The following is a 24,435-nucleotide window of genomic DNA, read 5'->3' as shown; positions in this document are numbered from 1 at the left end:
TTTGCATAAATACAATTCACTTTGAAAATATATACCTCGTTACAGGAATTTACATCCACAAAGAAAACAATAGTAACCCTTGGAACTTTTGACGGAGTTCATTTGGGGCATACCGTTATTTTGGATAGAATTTGTAACATAGCCAAACAAGAAAATTTAGAAAGTGTAGTGCTTACATTTTTTCCTCACCCGAGATTAATCGTTTCTAACGATTCGGAAATAAAATTGTTAAACACAATGGCCGAAAAAGCAAAGTTGTTAGAACAAAAAGGCATTCAAAATTTTATTATTCATCCATTTGATAAATTATTTTCTGAATTATCACCAAGTGAATTTGTGAAACAAATTTTAATAAAACAACTCAATATTCAGAAAATCATTATTGGATACGATCATAAATTCGGAAAAAATAGAGCCGCCGATTTTAATGATTTAATTGCTTTTGGTAACGAATTTGGTTTTGATGTAGAAGAAATTCCTGCTAAACAAGTCGACGAAGTTTCTGTAAGTTCTACAAAAATTAGAAATTCACTTTTAGAAGGCAATATTTCATTAGCCAACGATTATCTTGGATATTCGTATATGTTGTCAGGAATCGTTGTAAAAGGGAATCAATTAGGTAGGACTATTGGTTTCCCTACAGCAAATATTCAAATTTCAGAAAACTATAAACTAATACCTAAAAACGGAGTTTATATGGTAACTACGATTCTGAATAATAAAATCATTTTTGGGATGATGAATATTGGTGTAAAACCAACTTTAGGTGAAAATTTATTATCAATTGAAGTGCATTTATTACATTTTTCAGAAGATATTTATGGTCAAAAAATTCAAGTAAATGTTATGGAGCGACTAAGAGAGGAACAAAAATTCGAATCTTTCGAAGTGCTTAAATCACAATTAGAAATTGATAAAGCAAACACCCTTCACTATTTTGAAAATTGGAACGCCTAACTAATTTATTTCCTTAATTTTCAGTTTTTAAAATCCGCTTCTTGTTTATCAAAATTTATAAAAACTTAGCGCATAAATTTTTTCTTCAAATGTAAATTAGTACTTTTGAAGCATTAATTTATGATTTTATGAGTCTTACCAAACATAACTGGACTAAAGAAGAAATAATTGCAATTTACAATAAACCATTAATGGATTTGTTGTTTGATGCCGCCTCAATTCACAGAGAACATCATGATCCTAATACGGTTCAAGTTTCTACACTATTATCAATAAAAACAGGTGGTTGCCCAGAAGATTGTGGATATTGTCCGCAAGCGGCCAGATATCATACAGATATTGAAGGAAATGATTTGATGTCTGTTTCACAAGTCAAAGCACAAGCGTTACGAGCAAAATCTTCCGGTTCATCAAGAGTTTGTATGGGTGCTGCATGGCGTAATGTTAAAGACGGTCCAGAATTTGATCAGGTGTTAGAAATGGTTCGTACCATTAATAAATTAGATATGGAAGTGTGTTGTACCTTAGGCATGATAACCGAAAATCAAGCACATCGTTTGGCAGAAGCAGGATTATATGCTTACAATCACAATTTAGATTCCTCAGAAGAATATTATAAAGAAGTAATTTCCACTCGTGGTTTTGAGGACAGGCTTGAAACAATAGAAAACGTTAGAAAAACTAATGTAACGGTGTGTAGCGGTGGTATTATAGGAATGGGTGAACGTATTGAAGATAGAGCAGGTATGTTAGTGGCGCTTTCTACCTTGAATCCGCAACCAGAATCGGTGCCAATTAATGCTTTAGTCGCGGTTGAGGGCACACCATTAGAAGATGAAAAACCAGTTGAAATTTGGGAAATGATTCGTATGGTGGCCACAACAAGAATTGTAATGCCTGAAACACAAGTCAGATTATCCGCTGGACGAACTAATATGAGTAGAGAAGGTCAAGCGATGTGCTTCTTTGCTGGTGCGAATTCTATTTTTGCAGGTGATAAATTGCTTACTACTCCAAATCCAGATGTAAATGAAGACATGAAAATGTTTGAAATGCTTGGATTAAATCCACAAAAACCTTTCCTTAAAAAAATGCAACCTGAAACAGTAGAAGCTGAAGATTCAACATTTGAAGCCTTGGGCGAAAAACCAAAATGGAGCCGTCCTGAACATAAAATAGAAAGAAATTTAGAGGCTTCTGGAAAAAAGTAAACGTTATTCTATCATAAATAAAAAAATCCCATATCTTTAAATAAGGTATGGGATTTTAGTAATAAAAAGGAAAAGAGCAACTATTTACTAACCAAATAAAATGAGAAAAAACTACTTTCTGCCACCCTTTTTCCAATTTATACAAATATTAACTCGTTATTAGATTGTGTGTTTTCTAAAATAACGTCTTCAATAATTTCTTCAATATTGTTTGTGTAGTTTACAGGTATAATTTTATTTGATAATACCCACATTTCAATTAAATTAAAATCAAGATTTTTAGCGGTTAAAACGCCCATTTTTTTCAATGCAAAGGCATTACACTCTTGTTCAATTTGTTTTTTGATAGGGATTACAAATAATTTCTTTTTCAAAAACAAAGTTTCAGCTGGTAATTCAAATCCAGCGTTGCACAATACACCAGCACTATTAGCAATAGCTTTTAAAAATTCGTTTTCGTCAATTGGAAATATGGTACAATTATTTGCACTGTAGGAAGCAGTGGCCGCTTTTGAAAATATAATCCAATTGGCAGAGGTTTTTTTCAACTCTTTAATTATTTTAATATCTGAAAACGAAGGCAAATACACAACATAATGCCCGGCATTTGAAGTTTTTAAGTCACTTATTTTTTTTCGTATTACAGGTCTGAAAATTTGTTCATTGTATTCTTCAAAGTGAAAACCATATTTTTTATCAACCGGCGCGTAGTTTTTAAATATTTGCCAACTTAACCATTTAATTTTTTTAGGTTTTGGTGTTTTGGAAAAAAACAAGGAAGATTGGTGGGATAGAGCCACAATATTTCCACCTTTAAATTTGCAGGCCCACGCAGATATTGGTTCGTAATCGTTAATAATTAAATCGTATTTATGTACGTTTAATTTTATAACTTGATAAATAAATTTGGCGTAATTATTTTTAAATAACGTTTTAAAAAAAGAAACATTACCGTTACTTCCATAAAATAAAGAAATTCCATTAAAATCTAAAGCCACAGGAAAGCCCAATTGAATTTGGGATTGACTACCACTTGTTAAAACAGTTACTTCACCATATTTTTCTAATATTGGAATAATTTCTTGTGCTCTGGCCAAATGACCATTTCCAGTTTTTTGAACGGCATATAATATTTTCATAATCTCTTAATTAAACGTTACCACTTCTTTTATTAATTCATCAATATTTTTCAAAACTACATCTTGGTGTTCGGACTCTAATTCTTCTTTAAAATCGTTTTTATCGAAGGTGTATATGCTCCAGTTTTTATCATGATATTCCAATGCAGTTAAATTTTCAATCCAATCGCCACTATTTAAATAGGTACAATTTCCGTTTTTGCTTTTCACTTCTCTAATTTGTGGTTGATGAATGTGCCCACAAATTACATAGTCAAATTCATTTTCTATTGCCAATTCTGTAGCGGCATTTTCAAAATCACCAATAAATTTTATTGCTTTTTTTACGTTATTTTTAATTTTTTTTGAAAACGAATATTTCTCTCGTCCTAGTCGCGTTAAAATCCAATTAGATAGTACGTTTAAACGAATTAAAAAATCATAGCCAATACCACCTAATTTTGCAATCCATTTTGAATGTTGTACGGAAGCATCAAATACATCACCATGAAAAAACCACGCTTTTTTGCCATCAAGGGTCATTATTTTTTTATTGGTTAATTCAATATTTCCGAAAGAAGTATCGGCAAATCGTCTTAAAAATTCATCATGATTTCCTAAAATATAAACCACTTCGGTCCCTTTTGAGGCCAAATCAATAATTTTTTTGATAACTTTTAAATGGTATTTTGGGAAATAACTTTTGCTAAATTGCCAAATATCAATAAAATCACCATTAATGATTAATGTTTTTGGAGAAACAGATTTTAAATAGGTAAAGAGTTCTTTTGCTTGACAACCATACGTACCCAGGTGGGTATCTGAAATTACTACAACATCTACATTTCTTGCCATAATACGATTCTGTATTGTTTTAGCAAAGTACGAGTTTGTTTGTTAAGAAAATACTAATAGAAAATTAAGAAATTAATGTAAATAAAACTCCCTAATTAAATTAATGTTAATGAGGGAGTTTGAAAATTTATTGTGTTACAATTTGTAATGTTTCTCGGCTAATTTGTTTGACTAAAATGGTTTTGTCTTTTTCAATCACTTCTGCTGAAATGGCATCAAAATGGCGTATGGTATATAAAGAAACGTTTTCATTATAAGAAACTTTGAATTTTTTTGATAATATGGTTTTCAAATCTTTAAATTTATCAAAAGTATCTTCAATACAAACGGAAAAACTAATGGCTGTATTTTGAATTAAACTCACTTTAATTTTATGTTTATGAAATAAAGCGAAAATTTCACTAATATTTTCTTCCATAATAAATGAAAAATCTATTGAAGAAAGGGAAACTAAAATTTGATTTTTCTTTACAATAAAACAAGATGTTTTTGGTTCTAAATCTACTCCAGTGCTCACTTTTGTTCCTGGTAGTGTTGGATTTATAAATGATTTTACATAAAGTGGAATTTCTTTTTTCTGTAAAGGTTGTAAGGTTTTGGGATGAATTACGCTGGCGCCATAAAAAGCCAATTCAATTGCTTCTTTATAAGAAATTTGATTTAGTAAAACTGCATTTTCAAAATACCTTGGATCGGCATTTAAAACACCCGGAACGTCTTTCCAAATGGTCACACTTTCAGCGCCTAAGCAGTAAGCAAAAATGGCAGCGGTATAATCTGATCCTTCACGACCTAAAGTGGTGGTAAAATTGTTTTCATCTGCACCAATAAATCCTTGGGTAATAAATAACGATTTTTTTCTGTTTATTTTAGAAATCAATTTTTGAGTGTATTCCCAATTTACATTTGCATCTCTGTAATTAGCATCAGTTTTAATATAATTACGAACATCTAACCATTGGTTTGTAATTCCTGCAGCATTTAAATAATGACTAACAATTGTGGTGGAAACCATTTCTCCAATACTTATTATCTGATCGTACACAAATGGATAATTTGGCGATTTGTTACTTCTAACAAAATATTCCAAATCATCAAAATGTGTATTTACATCAAAAAATACTTCGTGCTCTTCATCGTCAAATAAATCTAATAAAATTTGATTGTGATATTTTCTGATGTCTTGTAACGATGCATATAATTCGTTGGACTTTTCAAAGTAATTTTTGATAACCACTTCAAGTGCATTTGTAGTTTTTCCCATGGCGGAAATCACTAACATTACCTCTTCGTATCCAACGGTTTTTAAAACCTTTAATACATTTTTTATTCCAGCAGCATCTTTTACAGAAGCGCCCCCAAATTTAAATATTTTCATAATGAATCAATTACAATATTAAAATTTCAAATACTAATTGGTTATTGAATTTTAATTAGTTGTTTTTTCTATATTTTTTATAAATGTTTCTATTCCAATTTCATCCAAATGGACTACGCGCCAATCATTTAAAACAGTTGCCCCGCTTTTTTTATAAAATTCAATAGCAGGTGTGTTCCAATCTAACACGTTCCATTCTATTCGTCTTACGTTGTCTTTTTTTCCTTGTTTTATAATTTCGGTGTATAAAGCAAATCCAGCGCCCGTTCCTCTATTTGTTTCTTTGACAATTAAATCTTCCAAATGTATGGTTTTTCCTTTCCAAGTTGAAAATCGATAATAATACAAAGCTACACCAATAATTTCATTTTGCACTTCTGCTACAAAAGTATAAAATAAAGGGTTTTCCGAAAAGCCATCTCGTAATAAATCTTCTGCTGTTACAACAACCGCATTAGGTTCTTTTTCAAAAATAGCTAATTCTTTAATTAATGCCAAAACTTCTGGCATATCTTCTGGCATTCCTTTTCTGATATTCATTTTTTTGAAGTTTTTTCTACTATATATTTTATTTTCGAAGAGAAATCTGCCGCAAAAATACATATACAAAAACAACTTTCTAAATAAATTTTGCAGTATCACAAAAATAACGATATTTGTACAACAATCTAACTCAATCGATTTCGTAATGGAACAAAGCACTAAAACTTTAGGTGAATTTATCATCGAAAATCAAAATGCCTTTCAATATTCTTCCGGTGAATTATCCCGAATTATCAACTCCATTCGTTTAGCAGCAAAAGTAGTCAACTACAAAGTAAATAAAGCGGGTTTAGTGGACATTGTAGGTGCTGCTGGAGATCAAAACATACAGGGTGAAGACCAACAAAAACTAGATGTCTATGCTAATGAAGTTTTCATTCAAACATTAATAAACCGAGAAATTGTTTGCGGAATTGCGTCTGAAGAAAACGACGATTTTATGACCGTAGCAGGTTCAGATAAAAGTCATAATAACAAATATGTGGTATTAATGGATCCGCTTGACGGTTCATCAAATATTGATGTCAATGTATCTGTTGGAACAATTTTTTCGGTGTATAGAAGAATTACCCCAATAGGTACGCCCGTAACTTTAGAAGATTTTTTACAACCTGGGATCAATCAAGTAGCGGCTGGGTATGTTATTTATGGCACATCCACTATGTTAGTATATACAACGGGTTGCGGTGTTAACGGATTTACATTAAATCCGGCAATTGGGACATTTTATTTGTCGCATCCCAACATGAAATTTCCAGATAATGGCAGCATTTATTCTATAAATGAAGGAAATTATGTTCATTTTCCTCAAGGTGTAAAAAATTATCTAAAATATTGTCAGTTAGAAGAAAACGATCGACCATATACTTCAAGATATATAGGAAGTTTGGTATCCGATTTTCATAGAAATATGATAAAAGGCGGCATTTATATTTATCCAACAAGTTCTAAAGCGCCTAAAGGAAAATTACGTTTGTTATACGAATGCAATCCAATGGCTTTTTTAGCAGAACAAGCTGGAGGTAAATCTTCTGACGGCTTTGGAAGAACTATGGAAATTATCCCAACCGAATTACACCAACGCGTTCCGTTTTTCTGCGGGGTAAAAAGTATGGTAGAAAAAGCCGAGGAATTTATGGAACAAGCAAAATAAAAACATAAAGCGGCAGAAACGTCGCTTTTTTATTTCCTAAAAATGCTGTAAATTTGAAAAACATTTTAAAAAAAATGGTATGCAAGAATTTTTAATCTATTTCAATATGGGATTAAAGCATGTGTTAGATATCACAGCTTATGATCATGTCGTTTTTCTAATTGCCTTACTAATTCCGTACACGTTTAAAGATTGGAAACGCGTATTTTTACTAGTAAGTTTGTTTACTTTAGGGCATACTTTTGCTTTAATTTTATCTGTTTTTGGGATAGTTACTATATCAATAGCTATTGTGGAATTCCTTATTCCTATTACAATATTAATCACAGCTTTATATCATTTATTCACCGCAGGTAAATCGGCAAAAAAAGACACGATTACGTTTGTTGCTTTTATAACGGTTTGCTTCGGATTAATTCATGGACTTGGATTTTCAAATTATTTTAATACCATAATGGTGGGTACAGGAATGTCTAAGTTAGTACCTTTATTGGAATTTGCTTTAGGAATAGAGACCGCTCAACTAATTGTGGTTCTGGCCGTATTGCTTCTTGCGTATATACTTCAAACTTTTTTTAGATTTTCCAAAAGAGATTGGGCTTTGGTATTGTCAGGATGTATAATTGGTGTAGTTTTGCCAATGATTTTACAAAGCGAAATTTTTAAGTAAAAGAAACCTTTTACCCTTAACCCTGCACCTAAACAATGAAAGAAAAAAAATTAAAATACGATTTAGCCTATTTACGCATTGCTTCTGAATGGGGGAAGCTTTCCTATTGCAAACGCAAACAAGTTGGTGCCATTATTGTGAGAGATAAAATGATAATTTCTGACGGATACAATGGCACGCCAAGCGGCTTTGAAAATTGTTGTGAAGATGAAGAAAATCTAACAAAATGGTATGTGCTTCATGCAGAGGCAAATGCTATATTAAAGGTCGCGCGTTCTACACAATCTTGTGAAGGCGCTACTTTATATATTACACTTTCACCTTGTAAAGAATGCAGTAAATTAATTCATCAATCTGGTATAAAACGCGTGGTGTATTTAGATGAATATAAAGACACTTCTGGTGTAGATTTTTTAAGAAAAGCAGGTGTAGAAGCCGAACATTTACCTGTAGTTAATGAGTAAAAAACAAAATAAATACTACATTTTTATCCCTATTATGATTGCCTTGTCTTTTATAGGCGGATTGCTTTTAGGCAGTAAATTAGACGCATTAAATCAGATAAATATTGGTGCTAAATCAAAAGGAAAATTAAAATTAAATCAGCTTATTGATTTTATTGATACTGAATATGTTGATAAAATAAATACCGATTCTATTGTAGATTTAACCGTTTCTGGAATTTTAGAAAATCTCGATCCACATTCTATTTACATTCCAAAAGAACAATTGGCCGCTGTAAATGAAAGTATGGAAGGAAATTTTGTAGGTATTGGCGTAAATTTTTATATGTATAAAGATACATTAACGGTAATTAAACCCATTCCAAACGGACCTTCTGCAAAAGCAGGAATACAATCTGGAGATAGAATTTTATTTGCCAACAATAAGCAACTTTTCAAAAAAAAATACCAATCAGAAAATTTATTTCCAATATTAAAGGGTGAAATTGATACGCCTGTTAATTTGGTTGTATATAGAAAATCGGAAAACAAAAAATTTAAATTAACTGTGGTTAGAAATTTAATTCCAGTAAAAAGTATAGATGTTGCCACAAAAATTAACAGTAAAACAGGTTATATTAAAGTAAATCGTTTTGCCGAGACTACATATAATGAGTTTCATAACGCCTTAGTTTCTTTAAAAAAGCAAGGAAGTAAAGAGGTAATTGTTGATTTAAGAGAAAATGGTGGCGGTTACTTAGAAATGGCGGTGGCCATGGCCGATGAATTTTTAAAAGACAAGCAAGTAATCGTAAAAACCAAAAATAAAAAAGGAAAAATTGATATATCTTACGCTACTTCAAAAGGTATTTTTGAAACAGGGCGTCTGTATGTGTTAATTGATGAAAATAGTGCTTCGGCAAGCGAAATTTTTGCAGGTGCCATTCAAGATAACGACAGAGGTACTATACTTGGACGGCGCTCTTTCGGAAAAGGATTGGTGCAACGCGAATTGAAAATGAATGATGGCTCAGCTGTGCGTCTAACGATTGCAAGATACTATACACCATCTGGTAGAAGTATTCAAAAACCCTATGAAGACAAAGGCGAAAAGTATTTTAACGAATTTGAAAAGCGTTTTTTAAGTGGCGAATTATACGAAGCAGACAGTATTAAAGTGGCCGATAGTTTAAAATTTAAAACCAAAAAAGGCCGAATTGTTTACGGCGGCGGCGGAATTATTCCCGATGTATTTGTACCTATTGAGAAAAATCACAATAAAGAAGGTTTGGAGTTACTTCTTCAATCGGAAATAATGAGCTATTATGCCTTTGAAAAATTAGATGAAAATCGTGCGTTTTTTAGTAAAATGAATGCAATACAATTAAAAAGTGAATTGTTTAAAAAAGAAAAATATTTTACTCAATTTAAAGAATACATTACTTCCAATGGATTGCTTTTTAACATATCTAATCAAAAAGAACAAGTGCTAACGTATCTTTATGCTGAATTTTCTAAACAATTATTTAACGATACTTCTTATTATCAAATTGTACTTCCAAAAGACAAAATGATAAAAAAAGTGTTAGAAAAGCAAAAGTAGATGTTATTTTGTTTGTTCTACTACTTTTTTTGCAACTCTAAAAAGTGTTACTATAAGGATAGCACAAAATGAAGCAATAATTCCAATTAAAGCAATTGTACTTTCTCCTTCAAATGGTTTTTCAAAATCAATTTTTGTAGCATTAAAAATAATTGTGATTACTGATAATGCGATAATAATGTAACTAAATATCTTCATTTTTCATTTTTAAATTAATATAAATAATCCTTTTACGTTAGCGGCAAATAATTTGACTGAAATGGCTAATAATATTAAGCCGAAAACTTCTTTCCAGTCAATCATAATTTTTTTTGCAAATATACGGAATATGATCAATAGGTTCGATTTCAAAATGAAATTTACTGTAATTATTTACTATCTTTACACTTTAAATAAAAATGTATGTTTCAACTTCAAAAAACCATTGTTTCTGAAGAAATTTTGGAAAAAGACTTCGTTTGTAATTTATCTGCTTGCAAGGGGGCTTGTTGCGTAGACGGAGATGCTGGTGCTCCATTGTCTGTTGAAGAAACTCAGATATTGGCGGATATCTATCCAAAAGTAAAACCATTTTTAAGAAAAGAAGGTATTGCAGCCATTGAAGCACAAGGTACACATGTAATTGGTACGGATGGCGAATTAGAAACTACATTAATTGATGGTAAAGACTGTGCGTATGTAATTTTTGATAATAAAACAGCACTTTGTGGAATTGAACAAGCGTATAATCAAGGAGAAGTAAGTTGGAAAAAACCAGTTTCGTGTCACTTATATCCTGTACGAGTAAAGGAATATTCCGATTTTTCAGCGGTTAATTATCATAAATGGCATATTTGTTCTGACGCCTGTTCATTAGGAGCTGAATTACAAGTTCCGGTATATAAATTTGTAAAGGAAGCGTTGGTAAGAAAATTTGGAATAAAATGGTATGAAGAATTAGAAAAAGTTGCTGAGGATTTAAAAAAATAGCCTAGAAAAAATATGCCTTGAAAATCGTGTAAGGAGTTGTGTTTTCAACTAGTTAACACGATTTTTTTATTTTGTTTAACGTTGTTTAATGTTTTGAAAATCAATGGTTTATAAAAATATTTTTAATTTTACAATTAGGTATGATTGTTAAAAACTTAGGCAAATTGTGAATAAGTTTGACTTTTATTATTCAATTGATTTGTTCAAATTTGTAAAGTCAAAAAACAATAAGAAATCAACTAATAAAAAATATTAAATCAGGTACTTATGTCAGTCGTTGAACCAATTTTACAAGAAAACAAAAACAGATTTGTTATTTTCCCAATCAAACACCATGATATTTGGGAATGGTATAAAAAAATGGAAGCTAGTTTTTGGACAGCTGAAGAAATTGATTTGTCTCAAGATTTAAATGATTGGAATAATAAGTTGTCTGCTGATGAAAAATACTTCATCAAACACATTTTAGCTTTTTTTGCGGCATCAGACGGAATTGTAAATGAAAACTTAGCTGAAAATTTCGTAAATGAAGTGCAATATGCGGAGGCTAAATTTTTCTATGGTTTTCAAATTATGATGGAAAATATCCATTCTGAAACCTATTCGCTTTTAATTGATACGTATGTAAAAGATGAAGCTGAGAAAAATGAATTATTTAATGCATTAGATGTGTTTCCTGCCATTAAGAAAAAAGCAGATTGGGCATTGAAGTGGATTGAATCAGATTCTTTTGCAGAACGATTAATCGCGTTTGCAGCCGTAGAAGGAATTTTCTTTTCGGGAGCATTTTGTTCTATTTATTGGTTGAAAAAACGCGGATTAATGCCAGGTTTAACCTTTTCTAACGAATTAATTTCACGTGACGAAGGGGTACATTGCGATTTTGCTGTACACTTGCACAATCATCATTTAGTAAATAAAGTTTCAAAAGATCGTATCCGAACCATTATTGTAGATGCGTTAAATATCGAGAGAGAATTTATTACAGAATCGTTGCCTGTTTCATTAATTGGAATGAATGCCGGATTAATGACACAATACTTAGAATTTGTAGCCGATAGATTGTTAGTAGAATTAGGATGCGATAGAGAATACAATACTTCAAATCCATTTGATTTTATGGATATGATTTCGTTACAAGGAAAAACCAATTTCTTTGAGAAAAAAGTAGCCGAATACCAAAAAGCAGGTGTGATGAATACCGATACTGAAGCACAAAAAATTACTTTTGACGCTGATTTTTAATAGAAAAACGCATAAAACAGGTTTCCCCAAATTCTGCTATTTACTTTTTCTAAACGTAAGCCATTAATATAAACGGCAAGCCTTACTTACTGGCAAAAAAATAAGTATTACAAATAACCCGAATCAGTAAAGGGATTTGCTGTTTCAAAAAAACAAAAACTATGTACGTAATTAAAAGAGATGGCCATAAAGAGCCAGTAAGTTTTGACAAAATCACAGACAGAATTAAAAAACTGTGTTATGGTTTAAATGATTTAGTAGATGCTGTAAAAGTAGCTATGCGAGTTATTGAAGGATTGTATGATGGAGTAACTACTTCCGAATTAGATAACTTAGCAGCTGAAACGGCCGCTTCCATGACCATTGCTCACCCTGATTACGCACAATTGGCCGCTCGTATTGCCATTTCTAATTTACATAAAAATACCAACAAGTCCTTCTCGGAAACGATGAATGAAATGTATCATTATGTAAATCCAAGAACCAATCAAGCAGCACCTCTTTTATCAGAAGAAGTACACAAAGTAATTCAAGAAAACGCAGAATTTTTAAATTCTCATATCATATATAACAGAGATTTTAATTACGATTATTTCGGATTTAAAACTTTGGAACGTTCGTATTTATTAAAAATTAACGGAAAAATTGTAGAGCGTCCACAACACATGTTAATGCGTGTTTCTGTTGGAATTCACTTAAACGATTTGCCTGCTGTGTTGGAAACGTACGACTTAATGTCGAAAAAATTCTTCACACACGCTACACCAACATTATTTAATGCGGGTACACCAAAACCTCAAATGTCATCTTGTTTCCTTTTAGCCATGCAAGACGATAGTATCGATGGTATTTACGACACCTTAAAACAAACGGCTAAAATTTCACAATCAGCGGGTGGAATTGGATTATCTATACACAATGTTCGTGCTACAGGTTCTTACATTCGTGGCACTAACGGTACTTCTAACGGTATTGTTCCTATGTTGCGTGTGTTTAATGATACGGCGCGTTACGTAGATCAAGGTGGTGGAAAACGTAAAGGAAGTTTTGCCATTTATATTGAAACTTGGCATGCTGATATTTTCGATTTCTTAGATTTGAAAAAGAATACTGGTAAAGAAGAAATGCGTGCCCGTGATTTATTCTTTGCAATGTGGACATCAGATTTGTTCATGAAACGTGTGCAAGATGATGGATTATGGACGTTAATGTGTCCAAATGAATGTCCAGGTTTATATGATGTCCATGGTGAAGAATTTGAAGCACTTTATACTTCGTATGAAGCAGCAGGAAAAGGTAGAAAAACCATCAAAGCACATGAATTATGGGAAAAAATTCTAGAATCGCAAATTGAAACTGGAACGCCATATATGTTGTATAAAGACGCAGCCAACAGAAAATCAAATCAGAAAAATTTAGGTACCATTCGTTCTTCGAATTTATGTACCGAAATTATGGAATATACATCAAAGGATGAAATTGCAGTTTGTAATTTAGCCTCGCTTTCACTACCGATGTTTGTTGAAAATGGAGCCTTTAACCACGATTTATTTTACACTGTTACTAAACGTGTAACTAAAAACTTAAATAAAGTAATTGATAGAAATTATTATCCAGTAATTGAAGGAGAAAATTCTAACAAACGTCACCGACCAATTGGATTAGGGGTGCAAGGTTTAGCGGATGCGTTTATCATGTTGCGATTACCATTTACAAGTGATGAAGCCAAAAAATTAAATCAAGAAATTTTTGAAACCATGTATTTTGCAGCAGTAACTGCTTCAATGGAAATGGCGAAAGAAGAAGGTCCTTATTCTAGTTTTGAAGGTTCTCCAATTTCTCAAGGAGAGTTTCAATATAACCTATGGGGAATTCAAGATTCCGATTTATCTGGTCGTTGGGATTGGGCAAGTTTAAGGAAAGAAGTAATGGAATTTGGAGTGCGTAACTCCTTATTAGTAGCACCAATGCCTACAGCATCGACTTCACAAATTTTAGGAAATAACGAAGCATTTGAACCGTATACTTCAAACATTTACACTCGTAGAGTGTTGTCTGGAGAGTTTATAGTAGTAAACAAACACTTACTAGAAGACTTGGTAAAATTAGGATTATGGACAGAAGATTTAAAACAAGAATTAATGCGTGAAAACGGATCCGTTCAAAATTTAAATATTCCACAAGACTTAAAAGAATTATACAAAACGGTTTGGGAAATGTCTATGAAAGATATTATTGACATGTCGCGTCACCGTGGGTATTTCGTAGACCAGTCACAATCGTTAAACTTATTTATGCAAAATGCAAATTATGCAAAATTAACATCCATGCATTTTTACGCTTGGCAATCGGGATTAAAAACAGGAATGTATTATTTACGTACAAAAGCGGCAGTTGATGCGATTAAGTTTACATTAAATAACGATAAAAAAGCAGAACCTATCCAAAATATTCAACCAAAAGAACAATTGGAAGTAGTGGAAGCAGCTGTAGAGCCAGTAAATGAAACCATGTCTGCGGAAGAATACAGAGCAATGATTGAACTAGCCAAAAATGCTGGCCCAGACGATTGCGAAATGTGTGGTTCTTAGATTAAGAATAAATTTAAATAGCATTCAAAACAGGTATTATTTTTAATGCCTGTTTTTTTATACCTTTGAAAAAAAAATCATGGCAAAGGAAAAAGGAGTTTATACAGGATTAATTGAACAAGATGCCGACGGGAATTTTTTCTGCGGTCCGTATCTGTTAGATTATAAATTAGTGGTTTCAAAGTTTAAAATTGGCGATGAGGTAAATCTGAAAACCGTTATTGAAAATCCAAGCGATAAAAGTTACGATAAGTATCCAAAAAAATCAAGTTTGTTTTTCTTATCTAATTTAAAAGAGTAAAATTAAAATCCTTCATTATGAAGGATTTTTTTATTTCTAAATTCCTATCTTCGTATTTCTAAAAACCGATTACAATGATGAAGTGGGAACAACTTTTGTCTTTAAAACGACAAGGCGACACGAGTAAAAGACTACGAAAAGAACAAGACGACACCCGTTTGGGTTTTGAAGTAGATTACGATAGAATTATATTTTCTTCCGAATTCCGTTTGCTTCAAGATAAAACGCAAGTAATTCCGCTTTCAAAAACAGATTTTGTGCATACGCGATTGACGCATAGTTTGGAAGTTTCGGTAGTGGGTCGTTCAATTGGAAGATTAGTAGGTAAAAAAGTGTTGGAAAAATACCCGCATTTGCAAGAAATTCATGGGTATCAATTAAATGATTTTGGTGCGATTGTTGCGGCAGCTTGTTTGTCGCATGACATTGGAAATCCTCCTTTTGGCCATTCAGGTGAAAAAGCAATTGGAGAATATTTTTCTACAGGAAGTGGGCAGAAATACAAGTCGGATCTAACTGAAAAAGAGTGGCAAGACATTGTTGATTTTGAAGGAAATGCAAATGGTTTTTCTATTTTAACATCAAGTAGAGAAGGTGTGGAAGGTGCTTTGCGATTGTCGTATGCGACTTTGGGAACATTTATGAAATATCCCAAAGAAAGTTTACCAAAAAAGCCAACTTCAAACATTTGTGATAAAAAGTACGGATTTTTTCAACAAGACAAACAATTCTTTCAAGAAGTAGCTTCCGAGTTGGGTTTGATTTCAAACAAATCTAATCCAAACGTGGGCTATTTTCGTCATCCTTTAGCCTTTTTAGTGGAAGCAGCAGATGATATTTGTTACACCATTATTGATTTTGAAGATGGCATAAAACTCGGTTTAATTAATGAAGATTTTGCGTTAGAATATTTAATAAAATTGGTTCAAAAATCTATCGATTCTAAAAAATATAATGAATTAAAAACCAAAGAAGACCGAATTAGTTATCTACGTGCTTTAGCTATTGGTAGCTTAATAAATGACGCGGTTTCTATATTTATGGAAAATGAATCAGAAATATTAAAAGGATCCTTTTCAGTTTCTTTACTGGAAAAAAGTCAATACAAAGCACAAATTTCAGATATTATTAATATTAGTGTGAAAAACATTTACCAATCCAAGGAAGTAATTGAAAAAGAAATCATTGGGTATAAAGTTATCCATACGCTTTTAGATGTTTTTATTCAAGCTTATATTAACACGTCATCTAATTCAGGTACTAATTTTGATAAATTAATCATGAATATTCTTCCCGAAAAATACAAAGTAAATAAAGAAACGATGTACGATAAATTATTAAATATTTGTCAGTTTGTTTCATTATTAACAGACGGAAAAGCGATTGAAATTTATAAAATTATCAATGCAGCTAAAATATAATTGAACAAAATAAAAAAGAATATTAATTTTTTTGTGTTTTATTCATTTATAGATTAATTTTGAGTTTTATTTTATAACCCAAACTGTTTATGAAAAAGAACTTACTTCTAGTTGTTGGAATTTCTTTATTTAATTTTATCAGTTGTACTGAATCAAAATTGATTAAATCAAAAGTAAATAAAGTATTAACTAAAGAAAATACCGTATTTAATACATCAATACCTAATCCAATTATACCGAAAGCTAAGTCAAACTCAGTTGAGTATTTAAAGCTAGTTTCAGTAAAGCCAATTTCTAAATTCGATGAATTAAGATCTTTACATGAATGTTATTTGTCTGAAAGTCCATACAAAGAAACTTTAAAAAAATCTAAAATTGAAAGACAAGCTTTAGGTCTTCCACCAAATAAATATTACGAAAGCGATTGGGAAGCAACAATGGATCCAACAATTGGAAGACCTACTCCTGAGAAACTTGAAATATTAAGACAAGAACTTGAAAGACAACGAAATGAAGATTTAACAGCTTTAAGAACTCCTGGAGATGGAATTGATAATAGCTGGATTGAACGTGGCCCTACAAATGTAGGTGGCAGAACTAGAGCTGTTATTTTTGATCCAAATGATGTTACAAATGAAACCGTTTATGCTGGTGGTGTAAGTGGAGGAATCTGGAAGAACACAAATATTTCTAATGAAAATTCTATTTGGACACGTGTAAATATTCCAGATAATTTAAATGTAACTTGTATTGCTGTTGATCCAAACAATCCAAGTATTTTTTATGCGGGTACTGGAGAATCATATGTTGGAGGCGATGTTACTGGAGATGGATTATGGAAATCAACAAATGGCGGAAATAATTGGGTAAAAGTACTCGGAGGTGTTTCGGGAGCTACTTATTTTCAATCAGGTTCATCTGTTACTGTAAATTCTCCAGCACTAAGTTCATTTTCTGCTATTGAGACAACTGATTTTGGTGCGCCTATTACAACAGCTATAACTTCTAATATTGTTTTGGTGGATGACGGCACTATGCTGCCTAATGAAGGTTGTGGGCCGTTTATAAATGCCGCAGCCGTAAATGGTAAAATTGCATTGATAAAAAGAGGAACTTGCCCGTTTATTCAAAAATGTACTAGTGCTGTTAATGCGGGTGCTATAGCTGTAATTGTCATCAATAATGTATCAGGAATTCCAGCAGCAATGGGTGGTGTAGATACTTTTGGAACAGTTACTATTCCCTCAGTTGCAATTTCACAATTAGATGGCAATTCATTAATTACAGCGCTTGAGAATGGGCCTGTAAATGTTACTTTAAACCCATTAAATTCTTCTATTCTTACTGCAAATTTTGTTCCAGGTATTCAACATATTAATGATGTAGCGATTAGAAATAATGCAGGGATTTCGGAAATATATGTAGCTGCAGCTTCAACTCCAACTGCTGGTGCACTTTTAGGGGGTAACGAATATGGTTTATATAAGTCTTCGAATCATGGTGTTACTTGGACAGAAGTTGCTTTACCTCCTACAAGCAATGGAAGTAAAACAGCTCCAAATGATATAGAAATTACTTCCGGGGGCAAAATATGGTTGTCCTCAACAAATAATTCATTGTATGGAGAGGGAGGCGGTAGAATTTTTTCTTCTTCAGATGGAATTACCTTTCAACAAAAACATAGCATCACATCGGGAGAAAGAACTCAAATTGCTGTCTCTAAAACAAACCCTGATAAGGTATATGTTTTAACTGAAATACCAAATTCTGTTGTTATAGTTAAAACACTTAATAGTTTTACAACTTCTACTAATTTACCATTACCTATAGATGCCGACACTGGAATACCTGCTTCAGATTTCACTAGAGGACAAGCTTTTTACGATTTATTAATTGCTGCTGACCCTGTAAATGATGAAGTGCTATATCTAGGAGGTATAGATTTGTTTAAGTCAACAAATGGAGGTACTTCTTATTTACAACTTTCTCATTGGTATGGAGGTTTTGGTTACCAAGATGTACATGCAGATCAACATGGATTAGCATTTGGAAATGGCCCTTCAGGTAATACTAAAATAGTATTTGGTAATGATGGCGGGGTATACTATTCTTCAGATGGGGGTTACTTAACAACTTCAAGAAATAACGGCTTTAATGTAACCCAATTTTATAGTGTGGGTGTAGCACCTGTAGGTGCAACAGGAGGGAATTTATTTAATGATTATTTTGCTGCAGGCGCACAAGATAATGGTACACAATATTTTTCTTCTGTAGCTTCTGGTCTCAATTCTAGTATTACAGCTCAAGGTGGTGACGGAGCATTTACAATGTTTGATCAAGGTGCAAATAAATATTTTATTTCAAATTATGTTTATAATCGTAGTATAAATAGAAGAACTACAGATGGAGCTGTAAAAGTAATAAATAGTGAATCTACAACTAATGGCGCATTTATTTGTCCAATGGTTTTAGATTCAAATCTAGATGTATTATTTTCCGATTACACCACTGGAACAACCTATCAAATTAGAAGATATACAAATGTTGGGTTAACTGGTACTGTAGTAAAAACTATTTTAACAAATCCACTGCTTACAAATTCACCTTCTGCTTTCGCCGTCTCTAAATATACAACTGGCTCAACTACATTACTTGTTGGTACTAGAAACGGAAAAGTTTTAAGACTCACCAATGCCAATACCACTCCAACTTGGACTGATATTTCATCATCAGCTTTTGTAGGAACAATATCAGATATTGAATACGGTACTTCAAATGATGAAATTTTTGTAACCATGAGTAACTATAATGTCACTAGTATTTGGTATACATCTAATGGTACATCAGCAACACCAACTTGGGTAAACAAAGAAGGGAATTTTCCTGACATTCCTGTAAGATGTATTCTTCAAAATCCATTATTACCTACTACAGAAGTGATTGTAGGTTCGGATTTAGGAGTGTGGTTTACAAATAATTTTAATGCAGCATCACCAACTTGGTATCAATCTTATAATGGAATGCGTAATGTGAAAGTTACTGATTTAGATTTGAGAAATGATAATGTAGTTTTTGCTGCAACATACGGTAGAGGCGTTTTCTCTGGAACATTTACAAATACGGTACTTAACAATGAAACATTCATCAATAATAAAAATGTTTCTATATATCCAAATCCAGTAAAAGATAATTTGAACATAAATATTAAAGATTTTTCTGGGGATATTTTAGTAAAAATTATGGATGTTAACGGTAGAGAAGTATTCAATAAATACATTAATAACTTTAACCGATCTAAAGAACTAGATCTTTCTTCATTTTCATCAGGAATTTATTTCTTGAAGTTAATAGGTGAAGATTTAAATTATTCTGAAAAAATTATTTTAGAATAAAAAATTTATAAGCTTACATAAAAAAAAGCCTGTCTACAAAGACAGGCTTTTTTTTATATAATTATGATTTATACTTTAACGGTAAATACACTACTTTTTTAGTTTCAAAAAAATCTTCAGTAAAAAAATCGGATAAATTATGCAGTTGAACGGTTTTATATGCGGCTAATTCTTCCGTTAAATCACCCCCTTTTAAATATAAAATTCCATTTTTTATTTCGTGATTCGAATTTTTCATTGTTTTATCTTTTGTCCATTTTACAAAATCTGGCATGTTAGTAACGGCACGGCTTACAATAAAATCAAATTCTTCTTTTACTAATTCGGCTCTTTTTTGCTCGGCTTTAACATTTTTTAAACCCAAGCCATTTGCCACTTCTTGAACCACTTTTATTTTTTTGGCAATAATATCTATCAAATAAAATTGTGCTTCAGGAAATAAAATAGCCAAAGGAATTCCAGGAAAACCACCGCCAGTTCCAACATCTAAAATTTTAGCACCAGGTTGAAATTGGATTACTTTTGCAATACCTAAAGAATGCAAAACATGTCTAGAATAAAGTTCGTCTATGTCTTTTCTGGAAATCACATTAATTTTAGAATTCCAATTAGTATACAAATCGTATAATTTTGTGAATTGTTCAAGCTGTATAGGCGTTAAATCGGGGAAATATTTTAATATCAGTTCCAAATTATTGTTTTTATTTGCAAAAATACAATTTTTAAATGATATGATATTTATCATATTAATTTTTCGAGAAATAGTAGTACATTTGTAAATTAATATTAAATATTTTAATGAAAATGCAAACACCAACTTTTTCAAGAACAGATAAAAATCAATTTTTTAAAATACTAAATAAAAGAGTTAATGACTACTTTAAAGAACACAACATCAATAAAACGGGGAATTGGAAGTTACATTTAAAAGCGGGCATTATGTTCGGTTTGTTTTTCATACCATTTTTTGTAATATTTTTCATTGACATTCCTGTTTTAGCTTATCTTTTTGCCTCTGTGATCATTGGTATCGGTATGGCCGGTGTTGGAATGAATGTTATGCACGATGGAAATCATGGTTCGTATTCTTCTAAAAATTGGCTAAATAAAATTATGGGTGGAAGTATCTATATTTTAGCTGGAAATGTGTATAATTGGCAAGTGCAACACAATGTTTTACATCACACCTACACCAATATTCCTGGTCATGACGAAGATTTAGATGCAGGAAGGGTGATCCGTTTTACTAAAGAAGCTACTTGGTATAAATTTCACGCTTTTCAACATTATTATTCTATATTTTTATATGGGTTGCTTACTATAAACTGGTGTTTAACTACCGATTTTAAACAGATGGCCGGCTATTTAAAAAGAAAATTATCTTATGGAAATACACCTAATCCAAAAACACTTTGGACCGGTTTAGTAATCTCAAAGATAGTTTATTTTAGTTTTTGGATTGTATTACCTTTAGTTTTTGGAGTTGCAAGTTGGTGGGTGATTTTAATTGGATTTTTCATCATGCATTATACTGCAGGTATTATTTTAAGTGTTGTTTTTCAATTAGCACATATTACTGATGATACCATTAACCCTCATCCAAACGAAGAAGGCGAAATCGAAAATACTTGGGCCATACACCAATTGTTAACTACCGTAAATTTTGCCCCAAAAAACTGGATAGTAAATTGGTATACTGGTGGATTAAATCATCAAATCGAACACCATATATTTCCGAATATTAGTCACATTCACTATGGAAAAATTGCAGAATTTGTAAAACAAACTGCTGCCGAATGCGATTTACCTTATTTCGAATATCAAACCATGAGAAGTGCTGTAATTGCACATTTCAAACACTTAAAAGAATTAGGGCAACAACCTCAATTAACATAAGAAAACTGAGACGCGATTTATCGCGTTTCTTCATTTATAGTACATTTAACAAATCAACATGAATCACATTTTATCTGAAAGAATTAACAATCTTGCGGTATCGCAAACTTTAGCAATGGCCGCATTGGCAAGAGAATTAAAACAACAAGGAAAAGACATTATTAGCTTAAGTTTAGGTGAACCAGATTTCAATACGCCTGATTTCATTAAAGAAGCAGCCAAGCAAGCTATTGATGAAAATTATTCTACCTACTCGCCTGTAGATGGATATTTAGAATTGAAAGAAGCTATTTGTACAAAATTTAAGAGAGATAATAATCTTAACTATACGCCAAATCAAGTTGTTGTTTCAACAGGTGCCAAACAATCCTTATACAATATCGCTCAAGTTATGCTTAACGATGGTGATGAAGTAATTCTTCCAGCGCCTTTTTGGGTTTCTTACTTTGAAATCATCAAACTTTCTGGAGGAATTCCAGTTGAAGTACCAACTTCAGTGGAAACAAATTTTAAAATCACACCAGAACAATTAGAAGCTGCCATCACACCAAAAACAAAAATGATGTGGTTCAGTTCTCCATGTAATCCTTCAGGTTCAGTATATAACAAACAAGAACTAACTGCTTTAGTTACCGTTTTAAAAAAATATCCAAACATTTACGTGGTTTCAGATGAAATATACGAACATATAAATTATACTCATGAATATTGTTCAATTGGTTCAATTGAAGGCATGGAAAACAATACCATTACTGTAAATGGTGTGGCCAAAGCATTTGCTATGACAGGATGGAGAATAGGTTATATCGGTGCTCCAGAATTCATTGCAAAAGCCTGTACAAAAATACAAGGACAAGTAACAAGTGGCGCCAATTCCATTGCACAACGAGCAACTATTGCGGCTTTACAAGTAAATCCTTCTCAAATAAAATATATGGTTGATGCTTTTCATAAACGCCGCGATTTAGTTTTCGGATTAATGAAAGAAATCCCAGGGTTTAAATTAACTAACCCAGATGGTGCATTTTATGTGTTCCCAGATGTATCAGCTTATTTTGGAAAAACAGTAAGAGGAACAGAAATTAAAGATGCTACAGATTTCGCTATGTATTTATTAGCAGAAGCCAATGTTGCTACTGTTACCGGCGATGCTTTTGGAAGTCCAAATTGCTTGCGTTTATCCTACGCAACAAGCGAAGAACTACTAATTGAAGCCCTAAAAAGAATCAAAGAAGCTTTAGTTTAATATTATTAAAAACGAAATGAGCCATTAAGAAATTAAGATAGTTAAGAAAAAACTTAATCAGACTTAATGGCTTAATGGTTTTTTAATTTTTTGAATAATCCCCTACAGGTTGGGCTTTCCGTTTTAATATTTTATTATAAATAATAGGATTTTCACTGTATTCTCTAACGCATATCCGTTTTCAAAACATAATCCAAAATGAAAAAAAAAATACTATTATTAGGTTCTGGTGAATTAGGAAAAGAATTTGTAATTGCCGCACAACGAATCGGACAAACCGTAATTGCTGTAGACAGCTATGAAAATGCACCCGCAATGCAAGTCGCACACGGTTTTGAGGTAATCAATATGCTTGACGGCGCTGAGTTAGACAGAATTGTAGCTAAGCATCAACCTGATTTTATTGTACCCGAAATAGAAGCTATTCGTACGGAGCGTTTTTATGACTATGAAAAACAAGGAATTACCGTCGTGCCATCCGCAAAAGCGGCTAATTTCACTATGAATAGAAAAGCCATTCGCGATTTAGCGGCTAAAGAGTTAGGTTTAAAAACGGCTAATTATCGTTATGCTACTTCATATGAAGCATTACAAAAGTCAGTTGCCGAAGTAGGAATGCCCTGTGTAGTAAAACCATTAATGAGTTCATCTGGAAAAGGACAATCTACTATAAAATCAAATGATGATATTGAAAAAGCTTGGAACTATGCAGTAGAAGGTTCACGTGGCGATATTGTAGAAGTTATTGTAGAGGCATTCGTAAATTTTCATTCGGAAATAACGCTTTTAACGGTAACTCAAAATAATAATTTGCCCACTCTTTTTTGCGCGCCAATTGGCCACCGTCAAGAGCGAGGTGATTATCAAGAAAGTTGGCAACCAGCCCGAGTTTCAGAAGTTACTATTTTAGAAGCACAAGAAATGGCAAAAAAGGTTACTGAAGCCTTAGGTGGTGCAGGGCTTTTTGGAGTAGAATTCTTCTTAACAAATGAAGGGGTATATTTTTCAGAATTATCACCAAGACCTCATGATACCGGAATGGTAACCTTAGCTAATACGCAAAATTTTAACGAATTTGAATTGCACTTACGTGCTATTTTAAGTTTACCAATTTATGAAATCACACAAGAAAGAGCAGGTGCCAGTGCAGTAATTTTAGCATCAGAAAATTCAGATCATCCCACTTTTTCAGGTATTGAAAACGTAGCGTTTCAGCCTAAAACAGATTTCAGATTGTTTGGAAAACCAACTTCTCGACCTTACAGAAGAATGGGCGTGGTGTTAAATTATGATAAATTAGATACGCCCATTGAACAAATTGTTGAAAAAGCAAAAAAAATGGCTACTTTAGTAACAGTAAATGCCTAAGAAAATGAAAAAAATAATAGTACTTGTTTTTGGTTGTTTATTTGCAGCCTCTTGTGGTCCTAGAAGATTAGGATG

General features: G+C 32.2%; 21 protein-coding genes. 15 read left to right on the top strand and 6 right to left on the bottom strand.

What is annotated here, in order from left to right; all coding sequences use genetic code 11:
• Positions 1-21 precede the first annotated feature (21 nt).
• Both ABWP60_RS00920 and bioB read left to right on the top strand, forming a co-directional pair.
• Entirely contained in the window at positions 22-957 is a 936-nt protein-coding gene (locus ABWP60_RS00920) for a bifunctional riboflavin kinase/FAD synthetase (protein ID WP_353147194.1), read from the top strand.
• 128 nt (positions 958-1,085) lie between these two features.
• Positions 1,086-2,168 carry a biotin synthase BioB gene (bioB, locus tag ABWP60_RS00915; RefSeq protein WP_353147191.1) on the top strand — a complete coding sequence of 361 codons (1,083 nt, stop codon included), beginning with the start codon at positions 1,086-1,088 and terminating at the stop codon, positions 2,166-2,168.
• 137 nt (positions 2,169-2,305) lie between these two features.
• Here the strand turns inward: bioB and ABWP60_RS00910 are convergent, their stop codons facing one another.
• The 4 genes from ABWP60_RS00910 to ABWP60_RS00895 form a co-directional block, all read right to left on the bottom strand.
• Positions 2,306-3,307 (bottom strand): glycosyltransferase family protein, encoded by a 1,002-nt coding sequence (locus tag ABWP60_RS00910; protein WP_353147189.1) that lies wholly within the window; start codon positions 3,305-3,307, stop codon positions 2,306-2,308.
• A 6-nt stretch (positions 3,308-3,313) separates the two neighbouring features.
• Positions 3,314-4,141, bottom strand: a complete 828-nt coding sequence (locus tag ABWP60_RS00905) for a UDP-2,3-diacylglucosamine diphosphatase (protein ID WP_353147187.1) — start codon at positions 4,139-4,141, stop codon at positions 3,314-3,316.
• A gap of 127 nt (positions 4,142-4,268) precedes the next feature.
• Positions 4,269-5,519 carry an aspartate kinase gene (locus ABWP60_RS00900; protein ID WP_353147185.1) on the bottom strand — a complete coding sequence of 417 codons (1,251 nt, stop codon included), beginning with the start codon at positions 5,517-5,519 and terminating at the stop codon, positions 4,269-4,271.
• Between the two features lie 51 nt (positions 5,520-5,570).
• Positions 5,571-6,059 carry a GNAT family N-acetyltransferase gene (locus tag ABWP60_RS00895; protein ID WP_353147182.1) on the bottom strand — a complete coding sequence of 163 codons (489 nt, stop codon included), beginning with the start codon at positions 6,057-6,059 and terminating at the stop codon, positions 5,571-5,573.
• Positions 6,060-6,207: 148 nt separating this feature from the next.
• On the opposite strand from ABWP60_RS00895, the gene fbp reads away from it, so the two are divergent.
• The 4 genes from fbp (at position 6,208) to ABWP60_RS00875 (ending at position 9,931) form a co-directional block, all read left to right on the top strand.
• Complete coding sequence (gene fbp, locus ABWP60_RS00890) at positions 6,208-7,215, top strand: class 1 fructose-bisphosphatase (RefSeq protein WP_353147179.1); 1,008 nt, start codon at positions 6,208-6,210, stop codon at positions 7,213-7,215.
• A gap of 79 nt (positions 7,216-7,294) precedes the next feature.
• Complete coding sequence (locus tag ABWP60_RS00885) at positions 7,295-7,885, top strand: HupE/UreJ family protein (protein ID WP_353147176.1); 591 nt, start codon at positions 7,295-7,297, stop codon at positions 7,883-7,885.
• Positions 7,886-7,920: 35 nt separating this feature from the next.
• A complete protein-coding gene (locus tag ABWP60_RS00880) occupies positions 7,921-8,349 on the top strand; it encodes a deoxycytidylate deaminase (protein ID WP_353147174.1) in 429 nt (142 codons plus the stop codon).
• Positions 8,342-9,931, top strand: coding sequence for a S41 family peptidase (locus ABWP60_RS00875; protein ID WP_353147171.1), 1,590 nt, complete (start codon positions 8,342-8,344; stop codon positions 9,929-9,931). The genes ABWP60_RS00880 and ABWP60_RS00875 overlap by 8 nt, the downstream gene beginning before the upstream one ends.
• Positions 9,932-9,934: 3 nt before the next feature.
• Here the strand turns inward: ABWP60_RS00875 and ABWP60_RS00870 are convergent, their stop codons facing one another.
• Positions 9,935-10,129, bottom strand: a complete 195-nt coding sequence (locus ABWP60_RS00870; protein ID WP_353147169.1) for a hypothetical protein — start codon at positions 10,127-10,129, stop codon at positions 9,935-9,937.
• 204 nt (positions 10,130-10,333) lie between these two features.
• Between ABWP60_RS00870 and ABWP60_RS00865 the strand changes: the two genes are divergently transcribed.
• The 6 genes from ABWP60_RS00865 (at position 10,334) to ABWP60_RS00840 (ending at position 19,850) form a co-directional block, all read left to right on the top strand.
• Positions 10,334-10,900 (top strand): DUF3109 family protein, encoded by a 567-nt coding sequence (locus ABWP60_RS00865; RefSeq protein ID WP_353147167.1) that lies wholly within the window; start codon positions 10,334-10,336, stop codon positions 10,898-10,900.
• Positions 10,901-11,167: 267 nt separating this feature from the next.
• Complete coding sequence (locus tag ABWP60_RS00860) at positions 11,168-12,145, top strand: ribonucleotide-diphosphate reductase subunit beta (RefSeq protein WP_353147165.1); 978 nt, start codon at positions 11,168-11,170, stop codon at positions 12,143-12,145.
• Between the two features lie 161 nt (positions 12,146-12,306).
• Complete coding sequence (locus ABWP60_RS00855; RefSeq protein ID WP_353147162.1) at positions 12,307-14,736, top strand: ribonucleoside-diphosphate reductase subunit alpha; 2,430 nt, start codon at positions 12,307-12,309, stop codon at positions 14,734-14,736.
• 79 nt (positions 14,737-14,815) lie between these two features.
• Entirely contained in the window at positions 14,816-15,037 is a 222-nt protein-coding gene (locus ABWP60_RS00850; protein WP_353147159.1) for a hypothetical protein, read from the top strand.
• A 77-nt stretch (positions 15,038-15,114) separates the two neighbouring features.
• Positions 15,115-16,458 carry a deoxyguanosinetriphosphate triphosphohydrolase gene (locus ABWP60_RS00845; protein WP_353147790.1) on the top strand — a complete coding sequence of 448 codons (1,344 nt, stop codon included), beginning with the start codon at positions 15,115-15,117 and terminating at the stop codon, positions 16,456-16,458.
• Between the two features lie 89 nt (positions 16,459-16,547).
• Complete coding sequence (locus ABWP60_RS00840) at positions 16,548-19,850, top strand: PA domain-containing protein (RefSeq protein WP_353147156.1); 3,303 nt, start codon at positions 16,548-16,550, stop codon at positions 19,848-19,850.
• A gap of 61 nt (positions 19,851-19,911) precedes the next feature.
• Here ABWP60_RS00840 and rsmG read toward each other — a convergent pair whose 3' ends face one another.
• The gene (rsmG, locus tag ABWP60_RS00835; RefSeq protein WP_353147153.1) at positions 19,912-20,541 is read right to left on the bottom strand and encodes a 16S rRNA (guanine(527)-N(7))-methyltransferase RsmG; all 630 of its coding nucleotides are present in this window, start codon (positions 20,539-20,541) and stop codon (positions 19,912-19,914) included.
• A gap of 107 nt (positions 20,542-20,648) precedes the next feature.
• Here rsmG and ABWP60_RS00830 point away from each other — a divergent pair, with 107 nt between their 5' ends.
• From ABWP60_RS00830 to purT, 3 genes are all read left to right on the top strand, one after another.
• The gene (locus ABWP60_RS00830) at positions 20,649-21,746 is read left to right on the top strand and encodes a fatty acid desaturase family protein (protein ID WP_353147150.1); all 1,098 of its coding nucleotides are present in this window, start codon (positions 20,649-20,651) and stop codon (positions 21,744-21,746) included.
• A 58-nt stretch (positions 21,747-21,804) separates the two neighbouring features.
• Positions 21,805-22,992, top strand: coding sequence for a pyridoxal phosphate-dependent aminotransferase (locus tag ABWP60_RS00825; RefSeq protein WP_353147147.1), 1,188 nt, complete (start codon positions 21,805-21,807; stop codon positions 22,990-22,992).
• 198 nt (positions 22,993-23,190) lie between these two features.
• Entirely contained in the window at positions 23,191-24,360 is a 1,170-nt protein-coding gene (gene purT / locus ABWP60_RS00820) for a formate-dependent phosphoribosylglycinamide formyltransferase (RefSeq protein WP_353147144.1), read from the top strand.
• Positions 24,361-24,435 lie beyond the last annotated feature (75 nt).

Source organism: Flavobacterium sp., assembly GCF_040402895.1.
GTDB lineage: Bacteria > Bacteroidota > Bacteroidia > Flavobacteriales > Flavobacteriaceae > Flavobacterium.
This window is presented reverse-complemented; position numbering and strand designations above follow the sequence as displayed.